Genomic DNA, 19118 nt, shown 5'->3' on the forward strand with positions numbered 1-19118 from the left:
AGCATCCCACAGCTACCATCAACAAATTCTAAGGGATATTTAAATATTTATGCGTTTGTAGTGAAACTTTCCATTTTGGATTTTTCATAACGTAATCTACAATTAAAGGCACCATTTTATCACGTACACTCCATTCTGGCTGTAAATACAAAATACAATTGCTATTTGTTTTTGCCGCCTGTTCTTCGGCGAAAATAAAGTCGTGCTTATTAAAAATAATAATTTTCAACTCGTGTGCTTCATCGTAAATTCTGCCAACAGGTAACTTGTTCTTCTTTGGCGAAAGGCAAATCCAATCCCAAATACCCGTAAGTGGGTAGGCTCCAGATGTTTCAATGTGCGTTTTAAGATTTTTTACTTTTAAGCCTCTTGTCAAAGGCCCCATATCCCAAGTAAGTGGCTCACCACCAGTAATTACAATAGTATCAGAATATTTGGCTGCATTATCAATAATAGTTTGTGTAGCGGTAGGTGGATGCGTTTCCGCATTCCAACTTTCTTTTACATCGCACCAATGGCAACCCACGTCGCAACCGCCAACTCTTATAAAATAAGCGGCCGTACCTTTATGAAAACCTTCGCCTTGAATGGTGTAAAATTCTTCCATTAAGGGTAGCATTTCCCCTTTATTGACTAATGCCAAAACTTCATTTTCTAACATTTTGCAAAGATACAATAAGAATTTAGAAAGCTGCCTAAACTATAGAAATCTGATACTAGAATCCTGTTTTTTTTAAGTCCTTCCAAAGAAGAGCTAGGTAATGAAAGAGCTAATGATTATTGCTGTTTCAAACTAGTTTTTAGCTGCTATAACTTCAATTTCTATCTTAGCGTTTCTAGCTAATCCGCTGGCGGCAAAAGTTGTCCTTGCGGGTTTATTGGGGAAATATTGGCTATAGATTTCATTAAAAATGGCAAAATCATCCATAGAGCTTAGTATAACCGTACATTTTACCACATGGGATAAATTCATCTTATGATGTTCTAAAACTGCTTGTATATTTTTTATGGATTGTGTTGTTTCTGCTACTATGCCTCCTTCTACTAAAGTTCTTGTTGTATGATTCATCCCTAGTTGTCCAGATAAAAAAAATAGGTTGCCCACTTCTACAACATCACTAAAAGGTGCTGACTGTTTCTCTATCTCGTGAGATTCATGATAAATGACGGCCATTTTATCCTGCGCGGCGGTATTGAAAAAGAAAAATAACAGTCCTAAAAAAATAAAATAACTTTTCATAACACGAATACTTTTTAATTAAAAAATGAAATTTAATATTGGTTTTTCTAATTGTATAAAATTACCTTATTTTTACGTAAACTATAGCTAAAAATGAGTACTAAAGAGCAGTTCTTTACCCATATTGAAGAAGGATACACAACCAAAGGCGATTACATTACGATGGGGTCTGCTATTTTAGATGGCGAAACCATAACCAATGCTTTTGTAAAAATCCCCCTAAAAACCTTAAACAGGCACGGACTTATAGCGGGAGCCACGGGTACAGGAAAAACCAAAACCCTTCAAGTAATTGCAGAAAATTTATCGGAGAAAGGTATTCCTGTTTTATTGATGGATCTTAAAGGAGATTTAAGTGGATTGGCACAACCAAGCCCTGGTCATCCAAAAATAGATGAGCGTCATGCAAAAATAGGACTCCCATTTGAGGCAAAGGGCTTTCCTGTAGAAATATTATCACTATCTGAACAAGACGGTGTAAAATTAAGAGCTACAGTATCAGAGTTTGGCCCTGTTTTACTCTCAAGAATATTAGACCTATCAGAAGCTCAAGAAGGTATCGTCGCTGTCATATTTAAGTATTGTGATGATCATAAGTATCCACTTTTAGATTTAAAGGATTTTAAAAAAGTATTACAATATGCTACCGAAGAAGGCAAAGAAGAGTTTACCAAAGAATATGGAAGAATACATACCAGCTCTACAGGCACTATTTTAAGAAAAATAATTGAACTAGAACAACAAGGAGCAGAATTATTCTTCGGAGAAAAATCTTTTGATGTTCATGATTTAACCAGAGTTGATGCTCAAGGGAAAGGCTATATTAATATCTTACGATTAACTGATATTCAAGATCGCCCTAAATTATTCTCAACCTTTATGTTGAGTTTATTAGCTGAAATTTATGATACCTTTCCTGAACAAGGCGATAGCGACAAGCCTAATTTAATATTATTTATAGATGAAGCACATTTAATATTTAATGAAGCTTCAAAAGCCCTATTAAATCAAATAGAAAGTATTGTAAAGCTCATTAGATCTAAAGGAATAGGCTTATATTTTGTAACACAAAACCCAACTGATGTACCCAATGAAGTTTTAGCACAACTTGGATTAAAGGTACAACATGCCTTGCGGGCATTCACCGCTCGCGATCGAAAAGCAATTAAACTCACTGCCGAAAACTATCCCGAATCTGAATTTTACGATACCAAAGAAGTGCTGACTTCTTTGGGGATTGGCGAGGCCTTAATCTCTGCTTTAGATGAAAAGGGAAGACCAACACCTTTAGCGGCAACGATGCTTAGAGCGCCAATGAGTAGAATGGATGTATTATCGGATAAAGAATTAAAACAAGTCATCAACAACTCCTCACTCGTTACTAAATATAACGAAATCATTGACCGCGAAAGTGCTTATGAAATTTTAAACAAAAAAATTGAAAAAGCAGAAGAGCTTGCACAAAAAGAAGAAAGTCATGCAAAAAAGAGCAGCTCAACCCGAAGAACAACAACCAGTACAAGAATGAATCCCGTAATTAAAGTTTTAACGAGCGCTACGTTTATTAGAGGCGTATTAGGGGTGTTAAAAAAAGTAATGCGTTAATTAAACGTACCTAAAAAAACAAATCATTTTATATGAAACACTTATTTTCTATTACATTTTTGGCAAACACATTATTTTTTATCGGTTGTTCTACTGAAAACCCTAAATTCAAGATTAAAAATGACAGTCTGGGGCTTTTAACCAAAAACACAAAAGTAACCGATTTAGAAACCATTTTTGCGGAAGATTCTATTGTAACTAGTGAAGGAATTCCGAAGTTAAATACCATCATGACTACTGAAACCGCTATTAAAGATGATTCAGTTAACAAGAAAAAAGGGATTATTGATCCTGATTTAATGTATCAAAAAATAGAGGTTTTCGAAAAAGGAGGTCTGCATTTGTTAAGCTTAACACCGACTAATGACTCCACCGCTACCATTGAAAATATTCGTGTTTATGACCCAAGGTATACTACTGAAAAAGGGCTACATATCAATAGTACCTTTAAAGATATCAAAGAAAAGTACGCCATAAAAAAGATCATAACGTCTATGAATAATGTGGTTATTCTTTTAAAAGAATCCGGACTTTATTTTACGATAGATAAAAAAGAATTACCTGAAAGTTTAAGATATGATGCTAGTTTAAATATTGAAGAAGTTCAAATACCTGATGCTGCAAAAATAAAATACATGATGTTGGCTTGGGAGTAGTGAGTTTCTAGCTTACACCTTTTGCCTGAAAACAAAATATGACCTCGACCTTGAACGTGCTAACTTTTGACATTCGACATTCGACATCTAAACCTATTATTTTATGAAAAAATATACCCTTCAAAAATCTCCTTTTAGTGTACCGACAACTGATGGAAAAAAAATCGAGGAGCATTTCGGAAAAGCCAGTACAAAAGAAGACGGTGTAAGTATTGCTAAAATGGTGGCACCTCCGGGCTGGAGCGAACCTTTTCAAACTCCAGAATTTGATGAATATACCTTCATCATAAAGGGCAAGAAGCAGTTTATAATTAATGGAGAAACAATACTATTAAAAGCAGGTGAGTCGATTAAAATCGAAAAAAATACGAGAGTTCAATATTCCAATCCGTTTGCTGAAGCATGTGAGTATCTTGCTATATGCTTACCCGCTTTTGACTTTGAAAAAGTACATAGAGAAGAAGCATAATTTTACTTCATGAAGAAAATAATAAACACCCTATTACCTCTAGCATACGGAAGTTACTTTAACACTTTAGCCCTATTTTCAAAGGAAAAAGTAGCCAAAAAAGCCTTTGTCCTTTTTTCTTCTCCAAGAAAAGGTGCTATTTTAGAACATCAAAAAAACTATTTAAACAAGGCCAAAGGTGAGCTAGTTAGTGCTGAAAATATAAAATTACAAACCTATACCTGGAAAGGAAATAATAAAACTGTTTTATTATTGCATGGTTGGGAAAGTAATGTCTACAGATGGAAAAATTTAATTGAATTTTTAAAACGAGAAGATTATAATATCATAGCTTTTGATGCTCCCGCTCATGGAAATTCGACAGGTGATTTTTTAAATGTTCCCATTTATAATGCCTGTTCAGAAAAGGTCATTGAACTTTACAAGCCAAATTATATTATTGGTCATTCTATGGGTGGCATGACGAGCATGTACCACCAATATAAAAATCCAACCAATACCATTGAAAAAGTGGTGTCGCTCGGATCACCCTCAGAACTTTCTGAAATTATAGCACATTACCAAAAGCTTTTAAAATTTAATGATAGCGTTTTAGATAGTCTAAACGCGTATTATAAACAAATGTATGGCTTTCACATGGAGGAATTATCTATTTCAAAATTTTCAAGTGAATTTTCAACAAAGGGGCTTCTAGTTCACGATGAATTTGACACCATTGCACCATTTAGTGCGGCAGAACGAATTCATAAAAATTGGAAAAATAGCACCTTACTAAAAACTCAAGGCTTAGGACACTCCCTTCATCAAGATGACGTAAATTTCCAGATTATAGATTTTTTGAAATCAGAATAAAAAACTATTTTTAATAAAAAATAAATCATGACTTCAGTTACTCCTTTTCATATTGCAATTCCCGTTCATAATTTGGCTGAATGTAGGACTTTTTATCGCGAAATTTTAAATTGTGAAGAAGGCAGAAGTAGTGATCATTGGGTAGACTTTAATCTATTTGGTCATCAATTAGTTATTCATTATAAACCTAAAAGTGAAACAGAAACCCTACACCACAACCCTGTTGATGGTCATGATGTTCCAGTGCCTCATTATGGTGTAGTTTTACCATGGGAAGTGTTCGAGTCTTTTTCAACAGCGTTAAAAGCTAAAGGAGTTAAGTTCGTTATTGAACCTTATATCCGCTTTGAGGGTCTTGTTGGTGAACAAGCCACCATGTTCTTTTTAGACCCTGCAGGAAATGCTTTAGAATTTAAAGCCTTTAAAGATATAAAGCAGTTATTTGCAAAATAATAGGAACCAAGGCTTAGGCCTGTCTATTGAGGAGGGTTATTTAAAGGTAATCGTAAATGTAGTTCCTACATTTACGTCACTTTTTACCGAAATAGTACCGCCTAGTTTATGAACGTGATTGCGTACCAGGTATAAGCCAACACCTTTGCTTTCTTTGTTATTATGAAACCCATAATTCACTTCAAATATTTTGTCTCCTACACGATTCATATCAAAGCCTAGACCGGCATCGGTATAAATTAATTTTTTTCTACCTCCTTCAACTTTTGAAGTAATTTTTATTTTTGGAACACTGTTAGGTTTGGCATACTTGATAGAATTGCTTATAAAATTCAAAAAAATACTTTCCAAATAAGGGCGATTAAAAGAAATTGTTTCGAGTGCTGCAAAATCGAGGGTAAACTCAGCGCGTGCGGATTCTATCAATGTACTTATTGTTTTTTGAACATCCCCAAGCACCTCCTCAAAACTAAGTTCTTGTTCTTGTATCTCTAAGGTATCGGCATGTTTCAAATGATCAATATAGTCGTCCAAAGATTTCTTTAAACCTTCCGCTGATACCTTAATAAGTTCAAGGATTTTTACATTCTCTTTATCTACCATACTATCCAAATCTAATAAATTGCTCAGAGCCAAAATATTATTTATCGGAGATCGTAAATCGTGTGAAGTTTTATAGTTTAAGGTTTTTAAGTTTTCATTTTTTTTATCCAACTTTACAAATTCCGCAGCGCGTTCTCCTTCAAGTTCTTTTCTATAGCTAATATCTTTGGCTAAGGCGTAAATGAGTTGTTCGTTGGTTAAAGGAATAGAGGTCCAATTGAGCCAAATAATTTTTCCGCATTTACTAATATACCTGTTTTCAAAATTTACGAGTGGCGTTCCACTCATAAGACTTTCTCTAAAACCATTGGTTAAATCTCTATCATCTTCAAAAATAAAATCACTTATTTTTTTAGACATTAGTTCTTCTACCGAATAGCCTAAAAGGCTCACAAAAGCTGGGTTTACTTTTTTAAAATAGCCATCAAAGCCCGCTATACAAAGCAAGTGAATTGAATTATTAAAGAAAGGTTCTAAACTCAAATTCATGTAGTAGTAGGTCAGCCGTTTGTTACAGAAAATACGCTAACTAAATAACGGATAGTAGGCTAGATTATTTTCTACCTCTATGGCGTTCTCTAGCTAATAAAGTATTTTTTAATAACATTGCAATGGTCATTGGGCCCACACCACCTGGAACAGGGGTAATAAATGACGCTTTTTTACTTACCGCTTCAAAATCTACATCACCTGTAATATAATAGCCTTTTTCTTTTGTATCGTCTGCTACCCTAGTAATCCCTACGTCAATCACAACAGCGTCATCTTTTACCATTTCCGCTTTTAAAAAATTGGGCACCCCTAATGCCGATATGATGATATCTGCCTGCGAGGTTATTTGTGTAATGTTTTTAGTGTGGCTGTGAGTTAACGTAACCGTTGAATTACCAGGCCAACCTTTTCGACCCATTAAAATACTCATGGGTCTGCCTACAATATGACTACGACCAATAACTACGGTATGTTTACCCTTTGTATCTACATTGTAACGTTCTAAAAGCTCTAAAATTCCAAAGGGAGTTGCTGGTATAAAAGTACTCATGTCTAATGCCATTTTCCCAAAATTCATAGGGTGAAAACCATCCACATCCTTGTCCGGATCTACAGCCAGTAATACTTTTTGCGTATCAATTTGCGGAGGTAAAGGTAATTGAACTATAAAACCATCGATATGGTCATCTTCATTGAGTTCCTTTATTTTATTTAAAAGTTCTAATTCAGAGGTAGTGCTCGGCATTTTAACCAAGGTAGACTCAAAACCCACCCGTTCACATGACCGTACTTTACTCCCTACATACGTTAAACTTGCACCATCATTACCCACAAGGATAGCCGCTAAATGAGGTACTTTTTCTCCTCGTTCACGCATCTTTGCTACTTGTGCTGCAATTTCTTCTTTAATTTCGTTAGATACTTTTTTACCGTCTAGTAGTTGCATTTCTTTCGTTATTCGTTATTCGTTGATGATTTCTTTTGAACCAGTCTCCTTATTTCATGCCTTTCATAGCGCCCATCATCTGCATCATTTTTTTACCGCCACCGCCTTGCATCATTTTCATCATTTTGCTCATTTGATCAAATTGTTTTAGCAATTGGTTAACTTCTTGAATGTTTCTACCACTGCCTTTGGCAATTCTCTTTTTCCTGCTAGCGTCTAATTTTGAGGGTGTGGAGCGTTCTACTGGCGTCATCGAATGGATAATTGCTTCAACATGTTTAAAAGCATCATCATCTACATCTAAGCCTTTTAATGCTTTCCCTGCCCCAGGAATCATCCCCATTAAATCTTTAATGCTTCCCATTTTCTTGATTTGCTGAATCTGACTTAAAAAGTCGTCAAAACCAAACTGATTTTTTGCAATTTTCTTCTGTAACTTTCTGCTTTCTTCTTCATCAAATTGCTCCTGAGCTCTTTCTACTAAAGAAACAACATCGCCCATTCCTAAAATACGTTCTGCCATACGAGAAGGATAGAATACATCAATTGCATCCATTTTTTCTCCTGTACCAATAAACTTAATTGGTTTATTTACAACAGACTTAATCGATATGGCGGCACCACCTCGCGTATCACCATCTAATTTCGTTAGAATGACCCCATCAAAATTCAGAATATCATTAAAAGCTTTTGCCGTATTTACGGCATCCTGCCCTGTCATGGCATCGACAACAAACAAAGTTTCTTGTGGCTGTATAGCTTTATGAACATCGGCAATTTCTTTCATCATTTGTTCGTCAACCGCCAAACGACCTGCCGTATCTATAATCACCACATTATGACCATTCGCTTTGGCATAGGCGATACCTGCTTTCGAAATCGCCACAGGATCGGTATTTCCTCGATCAGAAAACACCTCTACCCCTATTTGATCCCCAACTACATGTAACTGATCAACCGCCGCTGGTCTATACACATCACAGGCTACCAATAAAGGTTTTTTAGATTTTTTGGTTTTTAAAAAATTAGCCAGTTTGCCCGAAAAAGTAGTTTTACCAGAACCTTGTAAACCAGACATTAAAATTACTGAAGGATTTGCAGATAAATTGATGCCTTCTGCCTCGCCCCCCATTAAGCTTGTTAATTCATCTTTAACCAATTTCACCATTAACTGGCCTGGTTGCAAGGAGCTCAACACGTTTTGACCTAAAGCCTTGTCTTTTACCGTATTTGTAAATTGTTTAGCGATTTTAAAGTTAACATCGGCATCCAATAAAGCTCTACGAACTTCTTTTAAGGTTTCAGCAACGTTAATTTCAGTGATTTGTCCATGTCCCTTTAGAACATGAAGAGCTTTATCTAGCTTTTCGCTTAAATTATCAAACATAGTTTTACAGTATTATCAAGAGTTGCAAATTTAATAATAACAACGGGAAGTCTGTTGTTTCAGGCAAAAAAATATAAGCACAAAAAAAGGCAGCTATTACAGCTGCCTTTTCTGAGATTAAGTTCACCCCTACTCAGAACTGCCGCACTTGGCAGTTCTAATTTCCTCTTAAGCGAACAACAGAACGCTTCCGAAGTGAGGTCTAATAAACAGCTTAGCTCTTAAAATTAATCACACATTTTAGTTAATTTAATAATTTCTTCTCCTCTTTTTAGCTTAAAAAAGTCATCATCACATTCAATTACATTCCAATCCCCTATATAATTCGCAAGGGTCATGCTCAAATCATTAAATCGTAATGTGGTACCGAAAAGCTCCCAATTTCCTTCGTCTACAACGGTATTATTAGGATTATGAACATGAATATTGCTGTTCGAGAAGTCAATTTTTAAATCTTGAAAAAACGTACCATCTTCATTGGTGATTTTCCACTTACAATCTTGAATGACATCGGCTATGTAAGCTTCAGAACAAACAACAACTTCATCACAGTCTCGTTCGATAATTAATTGATAAGGTGCTGTTCCAGGTAATTCAAACACTATACGTTCCGTATATATTCCTAATACGGGCCATTCTAAATTTAAGTTGGTTTCGGCATCCATTGTCAGAGCCATGACCAATACGTTTTGTTCATTTAATTTTACCTCCCAAGTACCTTGAGATTCAGTGCCGTCATCTTTTAGCAAGCTAACCTTATTATCAGTCTTGAATTTAAACTTGTAATCTTCTAGACCTTCAATTGGATCGCCATTTACCATTAGCTTTTCAATATCCCAACTACATTCTTTTAAGATAGTGCGTAATCTGTCAGGAACATTTGTTATAAAATCGCAATTTCTTTTCATGATAATTTTATTCCCATCACCAGCGAATAACTTAATTTTACCGTCCTCGATTTCATAAACGAACCATTCCAAAGAAAAATCAACAATAGCATCAAAGCTTAAGGTCAAAAGCACTCTTTCTGCCCCTACTCGGCTGGTCCAAGTTCCATTAAGAACATTACCTTGTCTATCAAATACCCTAACTTCTCCATTTTCTTTAAAATTCATGGCATATTCAAAGTATCGATCTGTTTGATCTTGATTATTTCTCTTTACATCTCTAACTAAAAATGGACATTCTACTAAATAATTATCTAATCGTTCTTTATTAAAATCATCATCATTATAATCATCGTCATCGTCTTCATCACAGGCATCCTTCGCACTCCTTAATGCATTTGCCAATTCTGCGTTATTTTCAACTGTAATTTTTTCACCATTATACAATTCTAATTGTACTGGAAAATCTAAGCTTACAACATCATCATCCCCCAAATTATGAAAGAAACGACGTAACTCTCTATCACTCCCTACAACAACACTACCTGTTTGTTGATTATTAACATCGAATTTAAAAAAGGTTAACGGATATACAAAGTCTATACATTCGATATCGTCATCATCTCCACCTTCAATACAGTCAGAAGCTAATTCTCTTAAATCCTCTATATCATTGATGGTAACCTCTGTAAAATCAGCCAGCGTGATGTTAATGGGAAAAATAATATCAAGAATATCATTATCATCGTCTAACTCATCAAAAATCTTTTCTATGAGCTCTAAATCCTCCATTGAATCAATGGTGATCTCTAAACCGTTAATTTTTACAGTATAAGGAAATTGTATGGCGATACAGCTTGAACCATCAACAATATTATCAAAAGAGCCATCATTAGAGCTGGCTTGTTTAATTAAAGCCGCTGTGGCAGAATTTGCGGTTATACTCGTTTGATCATCTGCGTTTGGTAATTCTTCAAACTCACTTTGGCAGGAACTAAATAGCAGTGCTAGTACTAGTAGAAAGCTTGTTGCTAGATTTTTAAATACAGTTTTCATAATCGATTGGGTTTTAATATGTTTTTATAATTTAGAAACAACTAGGTTTAAAAATACCCTACCTTGGTATTAAATTTTTTTGAAATATATTTGACAAAACTCTAATATAGTATGAGCGCCAAAGATGAAAACGTGTGTAAGGAAGAAATATACAAATCTATTTTTGTAGCTCATTCTAAAACGATCTTTAACTATATTTATTATAAATTTGGCAATGAAGAAAAGGCATATGACGCAGTGCAGGAAGCCTTTTTAAAACTATGGGAAAATTGCGCAAAGGTAAGCCCAGCAAAAGCAAAATCGTTTGTATATACGATAGCTCAAAATCTATATTTAAATGTACTTAAAGCTGAAAAGGTGCGCCTTAAGTATGCGGATGATACACTAAGAGTAACAAACGAATCACCTGAATTTTTATTAGAAGAAAAACAATTTCAAGAAAAGTTAACTAAAGCCTTAAGTGATTTACCCGAAAATCAACGGACCACTTTTTTGCTCAACAGAATTGACGGAAAAAAATACGCTGAAATAGCTGAAATTGAAAACGTGAGTATTAAGGCCATAGAAAAAAGGATGCATTTAGCGCTAAAAACACTTAGATCGAAAATTGACGGAATTTGAGCTTACATAATTAAGGTAGGGTTTTTTCTTTGCCAATTGTTACATACCTATAAAGCATAAGTTATGCACGAAAATTATTTAGCCAAATGGCTTTCGAATGAACTAACAGCAGCGGAACTCGAGACTTTTCAAAAGTCGGATGAGTTTGCAAGCTATCAAAAAATTATTAAAACTTCGGAAGGTTTAAAATCACCTAGTTTTGATATGGATAAGGCTTTATCTGATAGTACTTCGAAAAGAAATTCTAAAGACACAAAGATCATTAAAATGAGTCCGTTTAAAAGAATAATGCGCATTGCAGCTGCTGTAGCTTTGCTATTAACGGGTTCTTATTTTTATTTTAATACCCAAAAGAATACCATTGAAACAGCTTTAGCTGAAAATACGTCATTTCTATTGCCAGATGCTTCTGAAGTAGTCTTAAATGCCGACTCTGAGCTTAGCTATACCGATAAAAATTGGGAAACGAATCGTGATTTAAAACTTCAGGGTGAAGCGTTTTTTAAGGTAGCTAAAGGACAAAAATTTACGGTAGCAACCGCAAACGGAAGCGTACAAGTTTTGGGTACTCAATTCAATGTAAAGAGTAGAAAGGACTTTTTTGAAGTAACCTGTTATGAAGGTTTAGTCCGGGTTAGCTTCGGTAAAAAAACAACAGAATTACCCGCCGGAACTTCCTTTTTAGTGCTTCATGGTAAGCTAATCGATAGCGAACCTACTGACATCCTTGAACCTTCTTGGATTCATAATGAAAGTAATTTTAAAAGTATTCCATTAAGCTTTGTTTTAAAAGAGCTTGAACGGCAATATAAAGTCACTGTCGACGCTAAAAAAATCGACGTTAGCACACTTTTTACAGGCAGTTTTAGCCATAAAAATTTAGATCTTGCGCTTCGAAGTATTTGTCAGCCTAACCAATTAAATTTTAATTTAGAAGGAAATAAAGTGCTTTTATATGCTAAAAACGCACCGTGAATTTTTTAATTTATTTTTAAGCCTCTTTTTTATTTTAGGTACCTTTTTTTGTGTAGCACAAGAAAAACAAGATACATATATTCCATTACTAAGCTATTTAAGCGAACTTGAAAGTAGGTTTACTATTAAATTCTCTTATGTCGATAAAGATCTAGAAGCCATACGTGTCATTGCGCCTAATTCAAAAGATCTCACTGCGATTTTAAAAGATCTTGAAGTACAAAGCCAAGTAATCATTCAACAGCTCAATGAACGTTATTTTACAGTAACTATGACTACAATTACTGTGTGTGGTACGGTTTTAAATTACCTTGAAAATGGGTTAGAAGGTGCAGATATTACGATTCTTGAAGAAAACATAGCCACAATCACCACAAGTGATGGCAGTTTTTTTATTGAGAATATAGGCCCTAAGGCTATCTTAAAAATAAAATATTTAGGCTTTAAACCCTATTTTATTGCCGCAGACCAACTAACAAGTACTTCCCCTTGTAAAAAAATATGGCTTAGCCCTATTTATCAAGAACTAGATGAAGTGATTGTCTACGATTTTTTAACTACGGGACTAAAAAAACAACAAGATGAAAGCATTTTGCTGCGGACGGCTAATTTTGGAATTCTCCCTGGATTGATAGAACCCGATGTTTTACAAACTATCCAAGCCCTACCCGGTATAAAAAGTATTGACGAAACCGTTTCTGATATTAATGTTCGAGGTGGCACTAATGACCAAAATTTAATACTATGGGATGGCATTAAAATGTATCAATCAGGTCACTTTTTTGGTTTAATTTCAGCATTTAATCCTTATTTGACAGATAAGGTAACGATTATAAAAAATGGCACTAGTGCTGCCTACGGCGATGGGGTTAGCAGTGTTATTCAAATGGTATCGAAAAACACCCTGTCAGATACTCTTTTTGGTAGTGCGGGTATGAATTTTATTAGTGCCGATGTTTTTGGCCAAATTCCTATAACAAATAAAGTAGGTTTCCAGTTTTCTGGGAGAAGGTCTATTACTGATTTTGTCAACACACCTACCTACGAACGTTTTTTTGATCGGGCTTTTCAAGATTCTGAGCTGATGGACCAAAATACAAATGATGTTATCGATCAGAAGGAAGATTTTTACTTTTACGATTTTACTGGTAAACTATTGTATGATATTAATGAACAACAAAAACTTAGATTCAGCTTTATTAGCATCAATAATGTACTTGACTACCAAGAAGAGAATAGCACCACTAGTGAAACTACAAAAAGTACTTTAGAGCAAACTAACCTATCAATAGGTGCTAATTTAGAAAGTCAATGGAATGCTGATTTTTTAACACGTGTCAATATCTATTACACAAGGTACAATTTAGATTCTGATAATAAAGTATCAAATTCTGTTCAAGAATTATCTCAACGTAATCAAGTTCTCGAAACAGCTGTTCAGCTTAACTCATCATATACCTTTTCGAGCCTATTGAACTGGGAAAACGGCTATCAATTTAGTGAAGTTGGAATTACAAACTTTACCAATGTAACACAGCCACCTTTTAGAAGCAATACCAAGGGGGTTATCAGAACGCATGCCCTATTCTCAGAGTTGAACTATAGCTCATACAATAAAAAATTATGGATGCGTGCAGGCATAAGAGCTAATTATATTGAAAATATAGATACGTTTCGAAAAGTAGTGATAGAACCTAGAGTTAATATGGCTTATACACTGCTAGAGGCTGTAAAAGTAAGTTTTCAGGGAGAATTTAAAAGCCAAACCACCAACCAAGTCACCGATTTAAAACAGAACTTTTTAGGCATTGAAAAAAGAAGATGGGTTTTAGCCGATGAAAATACATTGCCCATTACGCAGAGTAAACAAGCATCAATAGGTATTAGTTACGATAAAAATAAATTATATGTTGGTCTTGAAGGCTTCTACAAATTTGTTAAGGGTATTAGTACCTTAACGCAAGGGTTTCAAAATGAAGACCAATTTAATGGAGAGCTTGGTCAATATACTGTCAATGGACTAGAGTTTTTAATCAATCAGAAAACAAGAACGCTTAGTAATTGGTTTACCTATACTTACAATAATAATAGGTATAGGTTTAATAGCCTGACGCCTTCTAACTTTCCTAACAATTTAGATATCACTCATACCCTGACTTTGGCGAGTACCTACACCTATCAAAATTTAAAATTAGGAGTGGGATTAAATTATAGAAGCGGCCGACCTTATACAAAACCGCAAGAAGGTAGTGCGGCAGTAAACACCAATACCTTCCCGTTTGTCATTAATTATCAAAATACCAATAGTAGCAGGCTGCCTGATTATTTGAGAGCTGATGTTTCTTTACTTTATGATTTTAAAATCACTAAAAGAATAAAAGCTACCATGGGTGCATCGGTCTTAAATGTTTTTGATCAAAAAAATATTTTAAATACCTATTACCGTTTAAATGATGCCAATGAAATTGAAACTATAGAAAACCTGTCTTTAGGCATTACGCCTCAAATTAGTTTTAGAGCGTTTTTTTAGGAATGGTTAAGTTTATTAATGACTAACACATGTGGAAAAGTAATCGCAGCTAAAAAAGAAAAGAACAGTGCTAAGGATTCTTCCATCGTATCTTTAAGAAAAAATAAAGCCAAGACTAAACCTATTACTGCCATCAGCCAATAAAAGAATGAGGCTTTAATGTATTTTTTTATACTTGATTTAGAAAAATTACCGTACAAGAAAATTATTTGATCTACTAAAGAAGGTATGGAGTGCCATAAGATAAAATAGATAGCAAAAGACCATAGCAATGAAGCGCTGTTGAAAACAATAAAAAATACAAAGAGTAAAAACAATTCTTTTACAATTTCCCGAAAAACATTCTTTTTAAAGTTGATCACTACAAACAACAGTACCACTAAACTAGCACTAAATATGAGGCCACTGGCATAAAATTGTGTTGAAAAAACTACTCCTGTAATAGTACTAATGACTTCATTTACTTCTGCACTATGCGCTTTAAATAGCAAGAAAAAAATGAATAAACCATAACTGAGAAAAAATAAGGATCGGATGATACTAGGCTCCTTCATGTTAGAAAGCCAGTGTTGCTCACCAAAATGATACGCACTAAATAAAACAAAAAGTATAAGAGCAACTGACGGAATAAAGTAAAAAAGGAGACAGTTAAAAAGTATAAAGAGGATATAGTATACTAAAACAATGAAAAAATTTGCCTTTTTAAAAACCTCCACTTTTTCTATTAACTTAATATCATTGGCTCCATGAATAAGGCCAAAAGTTAAAATCAACAAATAAGCAAATATATTTTCAATAGATTCTTCAAAAAAAATGGCCATCCAGAGGAATAAAAATGTGGCTACAATAGAGATATTTCTTATATTAGGAATGTTAATGTTATAATTTTTCACAATCTATAAATTTTACCCTTTTTTTTTAAACAATTTTTGTTTAACTTTGTAGGATTATAATTAAACAAAATTAATCTAAAAAAAACAACTATGGTACATTTTTTAAATTCAATTTCCTTGGTATCCAAAATGGCTACTGACGATTATGTTGGCTTTACCTTTTTTGTAGGGTGTATGGCTATGATGGCCGCATCGGCCTTTTTCTTTTTCTCTATGAATGATTTTGATAGAAAATGGAAAACTTCGATACTAATTTCTGGTATCATTACTTTTATTGCTGCTGTACACTACTGGTACATGAGAGATTATTGGGCAGTAGTTGGTGAATCTCCTACATTTTTCAGATATGTAGACTGGGTTCTTACCGTTCCATTAATGTGTGTTGAGTTTTATCTGATATTAAAGGTAGCGGGTGCTAAGCCTTCCTTAATGTGGAAATTAATTTTAGCTTCTGTTGTGATGTTAGTAACTGGATATGCTGGAGAGGCAATCTTTACTACAGGAACTGGTCCAGCTTTATGGGGCTTTTTCTCAGGTGTGGCTTATTTCTACATTGTATATGAGATTTGGTTCGGTAGTGCAAAAAAATTAGCAGAATCTGCTGGTGGAGCTGTATTAAAAGCGCACAAAACCTTATGCTGGTTTGTACTAGTAGGATGGGCTATTTATCCTTTAGGATATATGGCTGGTACTCCAGGATGGTATGATGCAGTAGGTACATGGGGCTTAAATATGGATGTTATCTATAACATTGGTGATGCCATTAACAAAATTGGATTTGGTCTTGTGGTTTACGCAGCTGCAGTAGCTTCTAAATCAGAAAAAGCATAAGTGTTTTTTGCTTTTGCAAAACTAATTCCAAAGAGAAAGACCGCCAGATGGCGGTCTTTTTTTATTTTAAAATTAAATTACTTTAGCGCCACATTACATCCGATCGGGCACCTTAATACCTAATAATTTAAAGGCCGATGCAATAACCTCTCCTACTTTTTGAGATAATTGAATCCTAAACACTCTTTTAAGTTGATCTTCTTCCCCTAAAATAGAGACGTTTTGGTAGAATGAATTAAATTCCTTGACCAAATCATAGGTGTAATTTGCAATCAAGGCTGGACTGTAATTCGCTGCAGCCAATTGAATGGTCTCAGGGTACCCTTGCAGTTGCTTTAATAATTCCTTTTCCTTTGGATGTAATTCTGTCGGTAAAGGATCGTCAGACAAATTTAAGTCGGTAGCTTTTCTTAAAATAGACTGAATTCTAGCATAAGTATATTGAATAAATGGACCTGTATTTCCTTGAAAGTCAACAGATTCTTCAGGGTTAAATAAAATTCGCTTTTTAGGATCCACCTTGAGTATATAATATTTTAAAGCTCCCAAGCCAATAATTTGGTATAATTCTTCTTTTTCCTTTGCTGAGTAACCTTCGAGCTTGCCAAGTTCCTCCGAAATATTCCCTGCAGTGGCGGTCATATCTGCCATTAAATCATCAGCGTCGACGACCGTACCCTCTCTACTTTTCATTTTACCACTAGGTAAATCTACCATGCCATAACTCAAATGAAATAAATTATCTGCCCACGAGAAGCCTAATTTTTTGAGAATTAAAAACAAGACTTTAAAATGGTAATCTTGCTCATTTCCGACCGTATAAACCATACCACCAACATCAGGATAATCTTTTACACGTTGAATTGCAGTACCAATATCTTGCGTCATATATACCGCAGTACCATCAGATCGCAGTACTATTTTTTCATCCAAGCCATCATCGGTTAAATCTATCCATACACTATGATCGTCTTTCTTAAAAAAAACTCCTTTTTCTAAACCCGCTGCAACCACATCTTTACCTAATAGATAGGTGTCGCTTTCATAATATAAAGTATCAAAATCTACTCCTAAATTTTTATAGGTTACAGCAAAACCATCGTAAACCCATTGGTTCATTTGTTTCCAAAGGCCCACCACCTCTTCATCACCCGCCTCCCATTTTAAAAGCATTTGTTGGGCTTCTTGTAAAATAGGGGCTTCTTTTTCCGCAATAGCTTTATCGATTCCCTTTTCAACTAAAACTGCTATTTCTTTCTTATAGGCCTTGTCAAAAGCTACGTAGTAATTCCCAACTAATTTATCCCCTTTTAATCCAGTAGATTTCGGGGTTTCTCCTGCACCAAATTTCTGCCATGCCAACATACTTTTGCAAATATGGATACCACGATCATTTATAATCTGAGTTTTATACACTTTTTTACCGGCAGCTTTTAAAATTTCTGCCACTGAATACCCTAATAAGTTATTTCGAATATGTCCTAAATGCAAAGGCTTATTTGTATTTGGCGAAGAATATTCTACCATTACAGCATCATTTTCTTTTGTTTTTATATGTCCAAAAGACCTATCATGCTTCATTTCAAGAAATTCAGCAAGATAAAACCCATCACTTATCACTAAATTCAAAAATCCCTTAATTACATTAAAAGCAATGATCTCTTCAACTTCAGCCACCAAATAATTGCCAATTTGTTCTCCTATCTGCACTGGATTTCCTTTGACCACGCGAAGCATGGGAAAAACAACAACAGTAATATCACCTTCAAAATCTTTTCGAGTAGGTTGAAACTCCACGGTTGGTAGGCTAGCTTGAAATACGTTTAAAACAGCTTCTTTAACTTTAACTTCTAAAAGGTCTTGAATATTCATAGTAAATGGACTTATAAGGCTGCAAAACTAATCATTTTTTGTGCTTTTAATATTACATTAAGAACTAATACCGCTGTATTTGTTTAACTTTATAAGAAAAACTTGCAAATGCTAAATTATCAGGAAGAAAATCAATTGAATTCTTTTAAGAAGGCTATCCAAATTATATGGGTTGCCTTTAAAAATCTTATAAACCCTAATGACAACGATGATGATTCACCGAACAAAGCACAACTGCTGGCGCAACGGGTGGATGGTAAAAAAGTACCTGTAAATAGAAAATTTTAATTTATGCTTCTTAATGTATCTCATCACGACAAGGATGTTTCTAGAAAAATTGATGAAGAATTAGGTAAACCCTTTACTTTAAAAGAACGTTGGAAAATGAATGGCATTGGTTCGCCAAAGCTTTTTATTACCCAAACCAGTGTGGAAATTCACAATTTGTTGATTTTAGACAATAACACTAGTGTTTGCAATATTGAACTACGACCAAAAGGAATTATTGTGGGGTTTAGGTCCCGTTTAGAATCATATGCTTTGATCATTCCGTTTTATAAATTAACCATTTACAAAGGAGACGCTGCTGTATATTCTATTTACAGAGATCATTACTTTATTAAAGTTAAATCGGACACGAAAGCCATTCAAAAGTTTTTTAAAAAGATTCTAGATTACAAAGCTGACAATGCGCCAACTTCCATAGCTGATTTATAAAAATCTCCTGTCGGCATTCGAATAAACAATGCT

Annotated in this window: 19 protein-coding genes; 11 read left to right on the forward strand and 8 right to left on the reverse strand. The window is 34.5% G+C overall.

Features of this window, described 5'->3' with window-relative positions; all coding sequences use genetic code 11:
• Positions 1-28 precede the first annotated feature (28 nt).
• On the reverse strand, positions 29-661 hold the full coding sequence (locus tag GQ45_RS06820) for a 7-carboxy-7-deazaguanine synthase QueE (protein ID WP_047416191.1): 633 nt from the start codon (positions 659-661) through the stop codon (positions 29-31).
• A 132-nt stretch (positions 662-793) separates the two neighbouring features.
• The gene (locus GQ45_RS06825; RefSeq protein ID WP_047416193.1) at positions 794-1240 is read right to left on the reverse strand and encodes a RidA family protein; all 447 of its coding nucleotides are present in this window, start codon (positions 1238-1240) and stop codon (positions 794-796) included.
• Between the two features lie 93 nt (positions 1241-1333).
• Between GQ45_RS06825 and GQ45_RS06830 the strand changes: the two genes are divergently transcribed.
• From GQ45_RS06830 to GQ45_RS06850, 5 genes are all read left to right on the forward strand, one after another.
• Positions 1334-2845: a helicase HerA-like domain-containing protein gene (locus GQ45_RS06830; protein WP_047416195.1), complete on the forward strand. Its 1512-nt coding sequence runs from the start codon at positions 1334-1336 to the stop codon at positions 2843-2845.
• A 32-nt stretch (positions 2846-2877) separates the two neighbouring features.
• Positions 2878-3501 (forward strand): hypothetical protein, encoded by a 624-nt coding sequence (locus GQ45_RS06835; RefSeq protein WP_047416197.1) that lies wholly within the window; start codon positions 2878-2880, stop codon positions 3499-3501.
• A 103-nt stretch (positions 3502-3604) separates the two neighbouring features.
• Positions 3605-3970, forward strand: a complete 366-nt coding sequence (locus GQ45_RS06840) for a cupin domain-containing protein (protein ID WP_047416199.1) — start codon at positions 3605-3607, stop codon at positions 3968-3970.
• Between the two features lie 9 nt (positions 3971-3979).
• A complete protein-coding gene (locus tag GQ45_RS06845) occupies positions 3980-4822 on the forward strand; it encodes an alpha/beta fold hydrolase (RefSeq protein WP_047416200.1) in 843 nt (280 codons plus the stop codon).
• 27 nt (positions 4823-4849) lie between these two features.
• Entirely contained in the window at positions 4850-5275 is a 426-nt protein-coding gene (locus tag GQ45_RS06850; RefSeq protein ID WP_047416202.1) for a VOC family protein, read from the forward strand.
• Between the two features lie 36 nt (positions 5276-5311).
• On the opposite strand, the gene GQ45_RS06855 is transcribed toward GQ45_RS06850, so the two are convergent.
• From GQ45_RS06855 to GQ45_RS06870, 4 genes are all read right to left on the reverse strand, one after another.
• The gene (locus GQ45_RS06855; RefSeq protein ID WP_047416204.1) at positions 5312-6367 is read right to left on the reverse strand and encodes a PAS domain-containing sensor histidine kinase; all 1056 of its coding nucleotides are present in this window, start codon (positions 6365-6367) and stop codon (positions 5312-5314) included.
• A gap of 64 nt (positions 6368-6431) precedes the next feature.
• Positions 6432-7316 carry a bifunctional 5,10-methylenetetrahydrofolate dehydrogenase/5,10-methenyltetrahydrofolate cyclohydrolase gene (locus tag GQ45_RS06860; RefSeq protein ID WP_047416206.1) on the reverse strand — a complete coding sequence of 295 codons (885 nt, stop codon included), beginning with the start codon at positions 7314-7316 and terminating at the stop codon, positions 6432-6434.
• 49 nt (positions 7317-7365) lie between these two features.
• Positions 7366-8703: a signal recognition particle protein gene (gene ffh / locus GQ45_RS06865; RefSeq protein WP_047416207.1), complete on the reverse strand. Its 1338-nt coding sequence runs from the start codon at positions 8701-8703 to the stop codon at positions 7366-7368.
• 227 nt (positions 8704-8930) lie between these two features.
• Entirely contained in the window at positions 8931-10646 is a 1716-nt protein-coding gene (locus tag GQ45_RS06870; protein ID WP_052188147.1) for a hypothetical protein, read from the reverse strand.
• Between the two features lie 111 nt (positions 10647-10757).
• Here GQ45_RS06870 and GQ45_RS06875 point away from each other — a divergent pair, with 111 nt between their 5' ends.
• The 3 genes from GQ45_RS06875 to GQ45_RS06885 all read left to right on the forward strand — a co-directional run bounded on the left by GQ45_RS06875 (position 10758) and on the right by GQ45_RS06885 (position 14772).
• Positions 10758-11267 carry an RNA polymerase sigma factor gene (locus tag GQ45_RS06875; protein ID WP_047416210.1) on the forward strand — a complete coding sequence of 170 codons (510 nt, stop codon included), beginning with the start codon at positions 10758-10760 and terminating at the stop codon, positions 11265-11267.
• 63 nt (positions 11268-11330) lie between these two features.
• Positions 11331-12242: a FecR family protein gene (locus GQ45_RS06880; RefSeq protein ID WP_047416212.1), complete on the forward strand. Its 912-nt coding sequence runs from the start codon at positions 11331-11333 to the stop codon at positions 12240-12242.
• Positions 12223-14772, forward strand: coding sequence for a TonB-dependent receptor plug domain-containing protein (locus GQ45_RS06885; RefSeq protein WP_047416214.1), 2550 nt, complete (start codon positions 12223-12225; stop codon positions 14770-14772). Before GQ45_RS06880 ends, GQ45_RS06885 begins: the two co-directional genes overlap by 20 nt.
• Here GQ45_RS06885 and GQ45_RS06890 read toward each other — a convergent pair.
• Positions 14769-15665: a Brp/Blh family beta-carotene 15,15'-dioxygenase gene (locus tag GQ45_RS06890; RefSeq protein WP_156125371.1), complete on the reverse strand. Its 897-nt coding sequence runs from the start codon at positions 15663-15665 to the stop codon at positions 14769-14771. The genes GQ45_RS06885 and GQ45_RS06890 overlap by 4 nt on opposite strands.
• A gap of 90 nt (positions 15666-15755) precedes the next feature.
• On the opposite strand from GQ45_RS06890, the gene GQ45_RS06895 reads away from it, so the two are divergent.
• Entirely contained in the window at positions 15756-16496 is a 741-nt protein-coding gene (locus tag GQ45_RS06895) for a bacteriorhodopsin-like (protein WP_047416215.1), read from the forward strand.
• 93 nt (positions 16497-16589) lie between these two features.
• On the opposite strand, the gene argS is transcribed toward GQ45_RS06895, so the two are convergent.
• Positions 16590-18368 carry an arginine--tRNA ligase gene (gene argS / locus GQ45_RS06900; protein ID WP_047416217.1) on the reverse strand — a complete coding sequence of 593 codons (1779 nt, stop codon included), beginning with the start codon at positions 18366-18368 and terminating at the stop codon, positions 16590-16592.
• Positions 18369-18476: 108 nt separating this feature from the next.
• Between argS and GQ45_RS06905 the strand changes: the two genes are divergently transcribed.
• Entirely contained in the window at positions 18477-18656 is a 180-nt protein-coding gene (locus tag GQ45_RS06905) for a hypothetical protein (RefSeq protein WP_047416219.1), read from the forward strand.
• Positions 18657-18659: 3 nt separating this feature from the next.
• Positions 18660-19085, forward strand: coding sequence for a hypothetical protein (locus GQ45_RS06910; RefSeq protein WP_047416221.1), 426 nt, complete (start codon positions 18660-18662; stop codon positions 19083-19085).
• Positions 19086-19118 lie beyond the last annotated feature (33 nt).

Origin of the sequence: Cellulophaga sp. Hel_I_12, from assembly GCF_000799565.1 — a bacterium.
Classification (GTDB): Bacteria; Bacteroidota; Bacteroidia; order Flavobacteriales; family Flavobacteriaceae; genus Cellulophaga.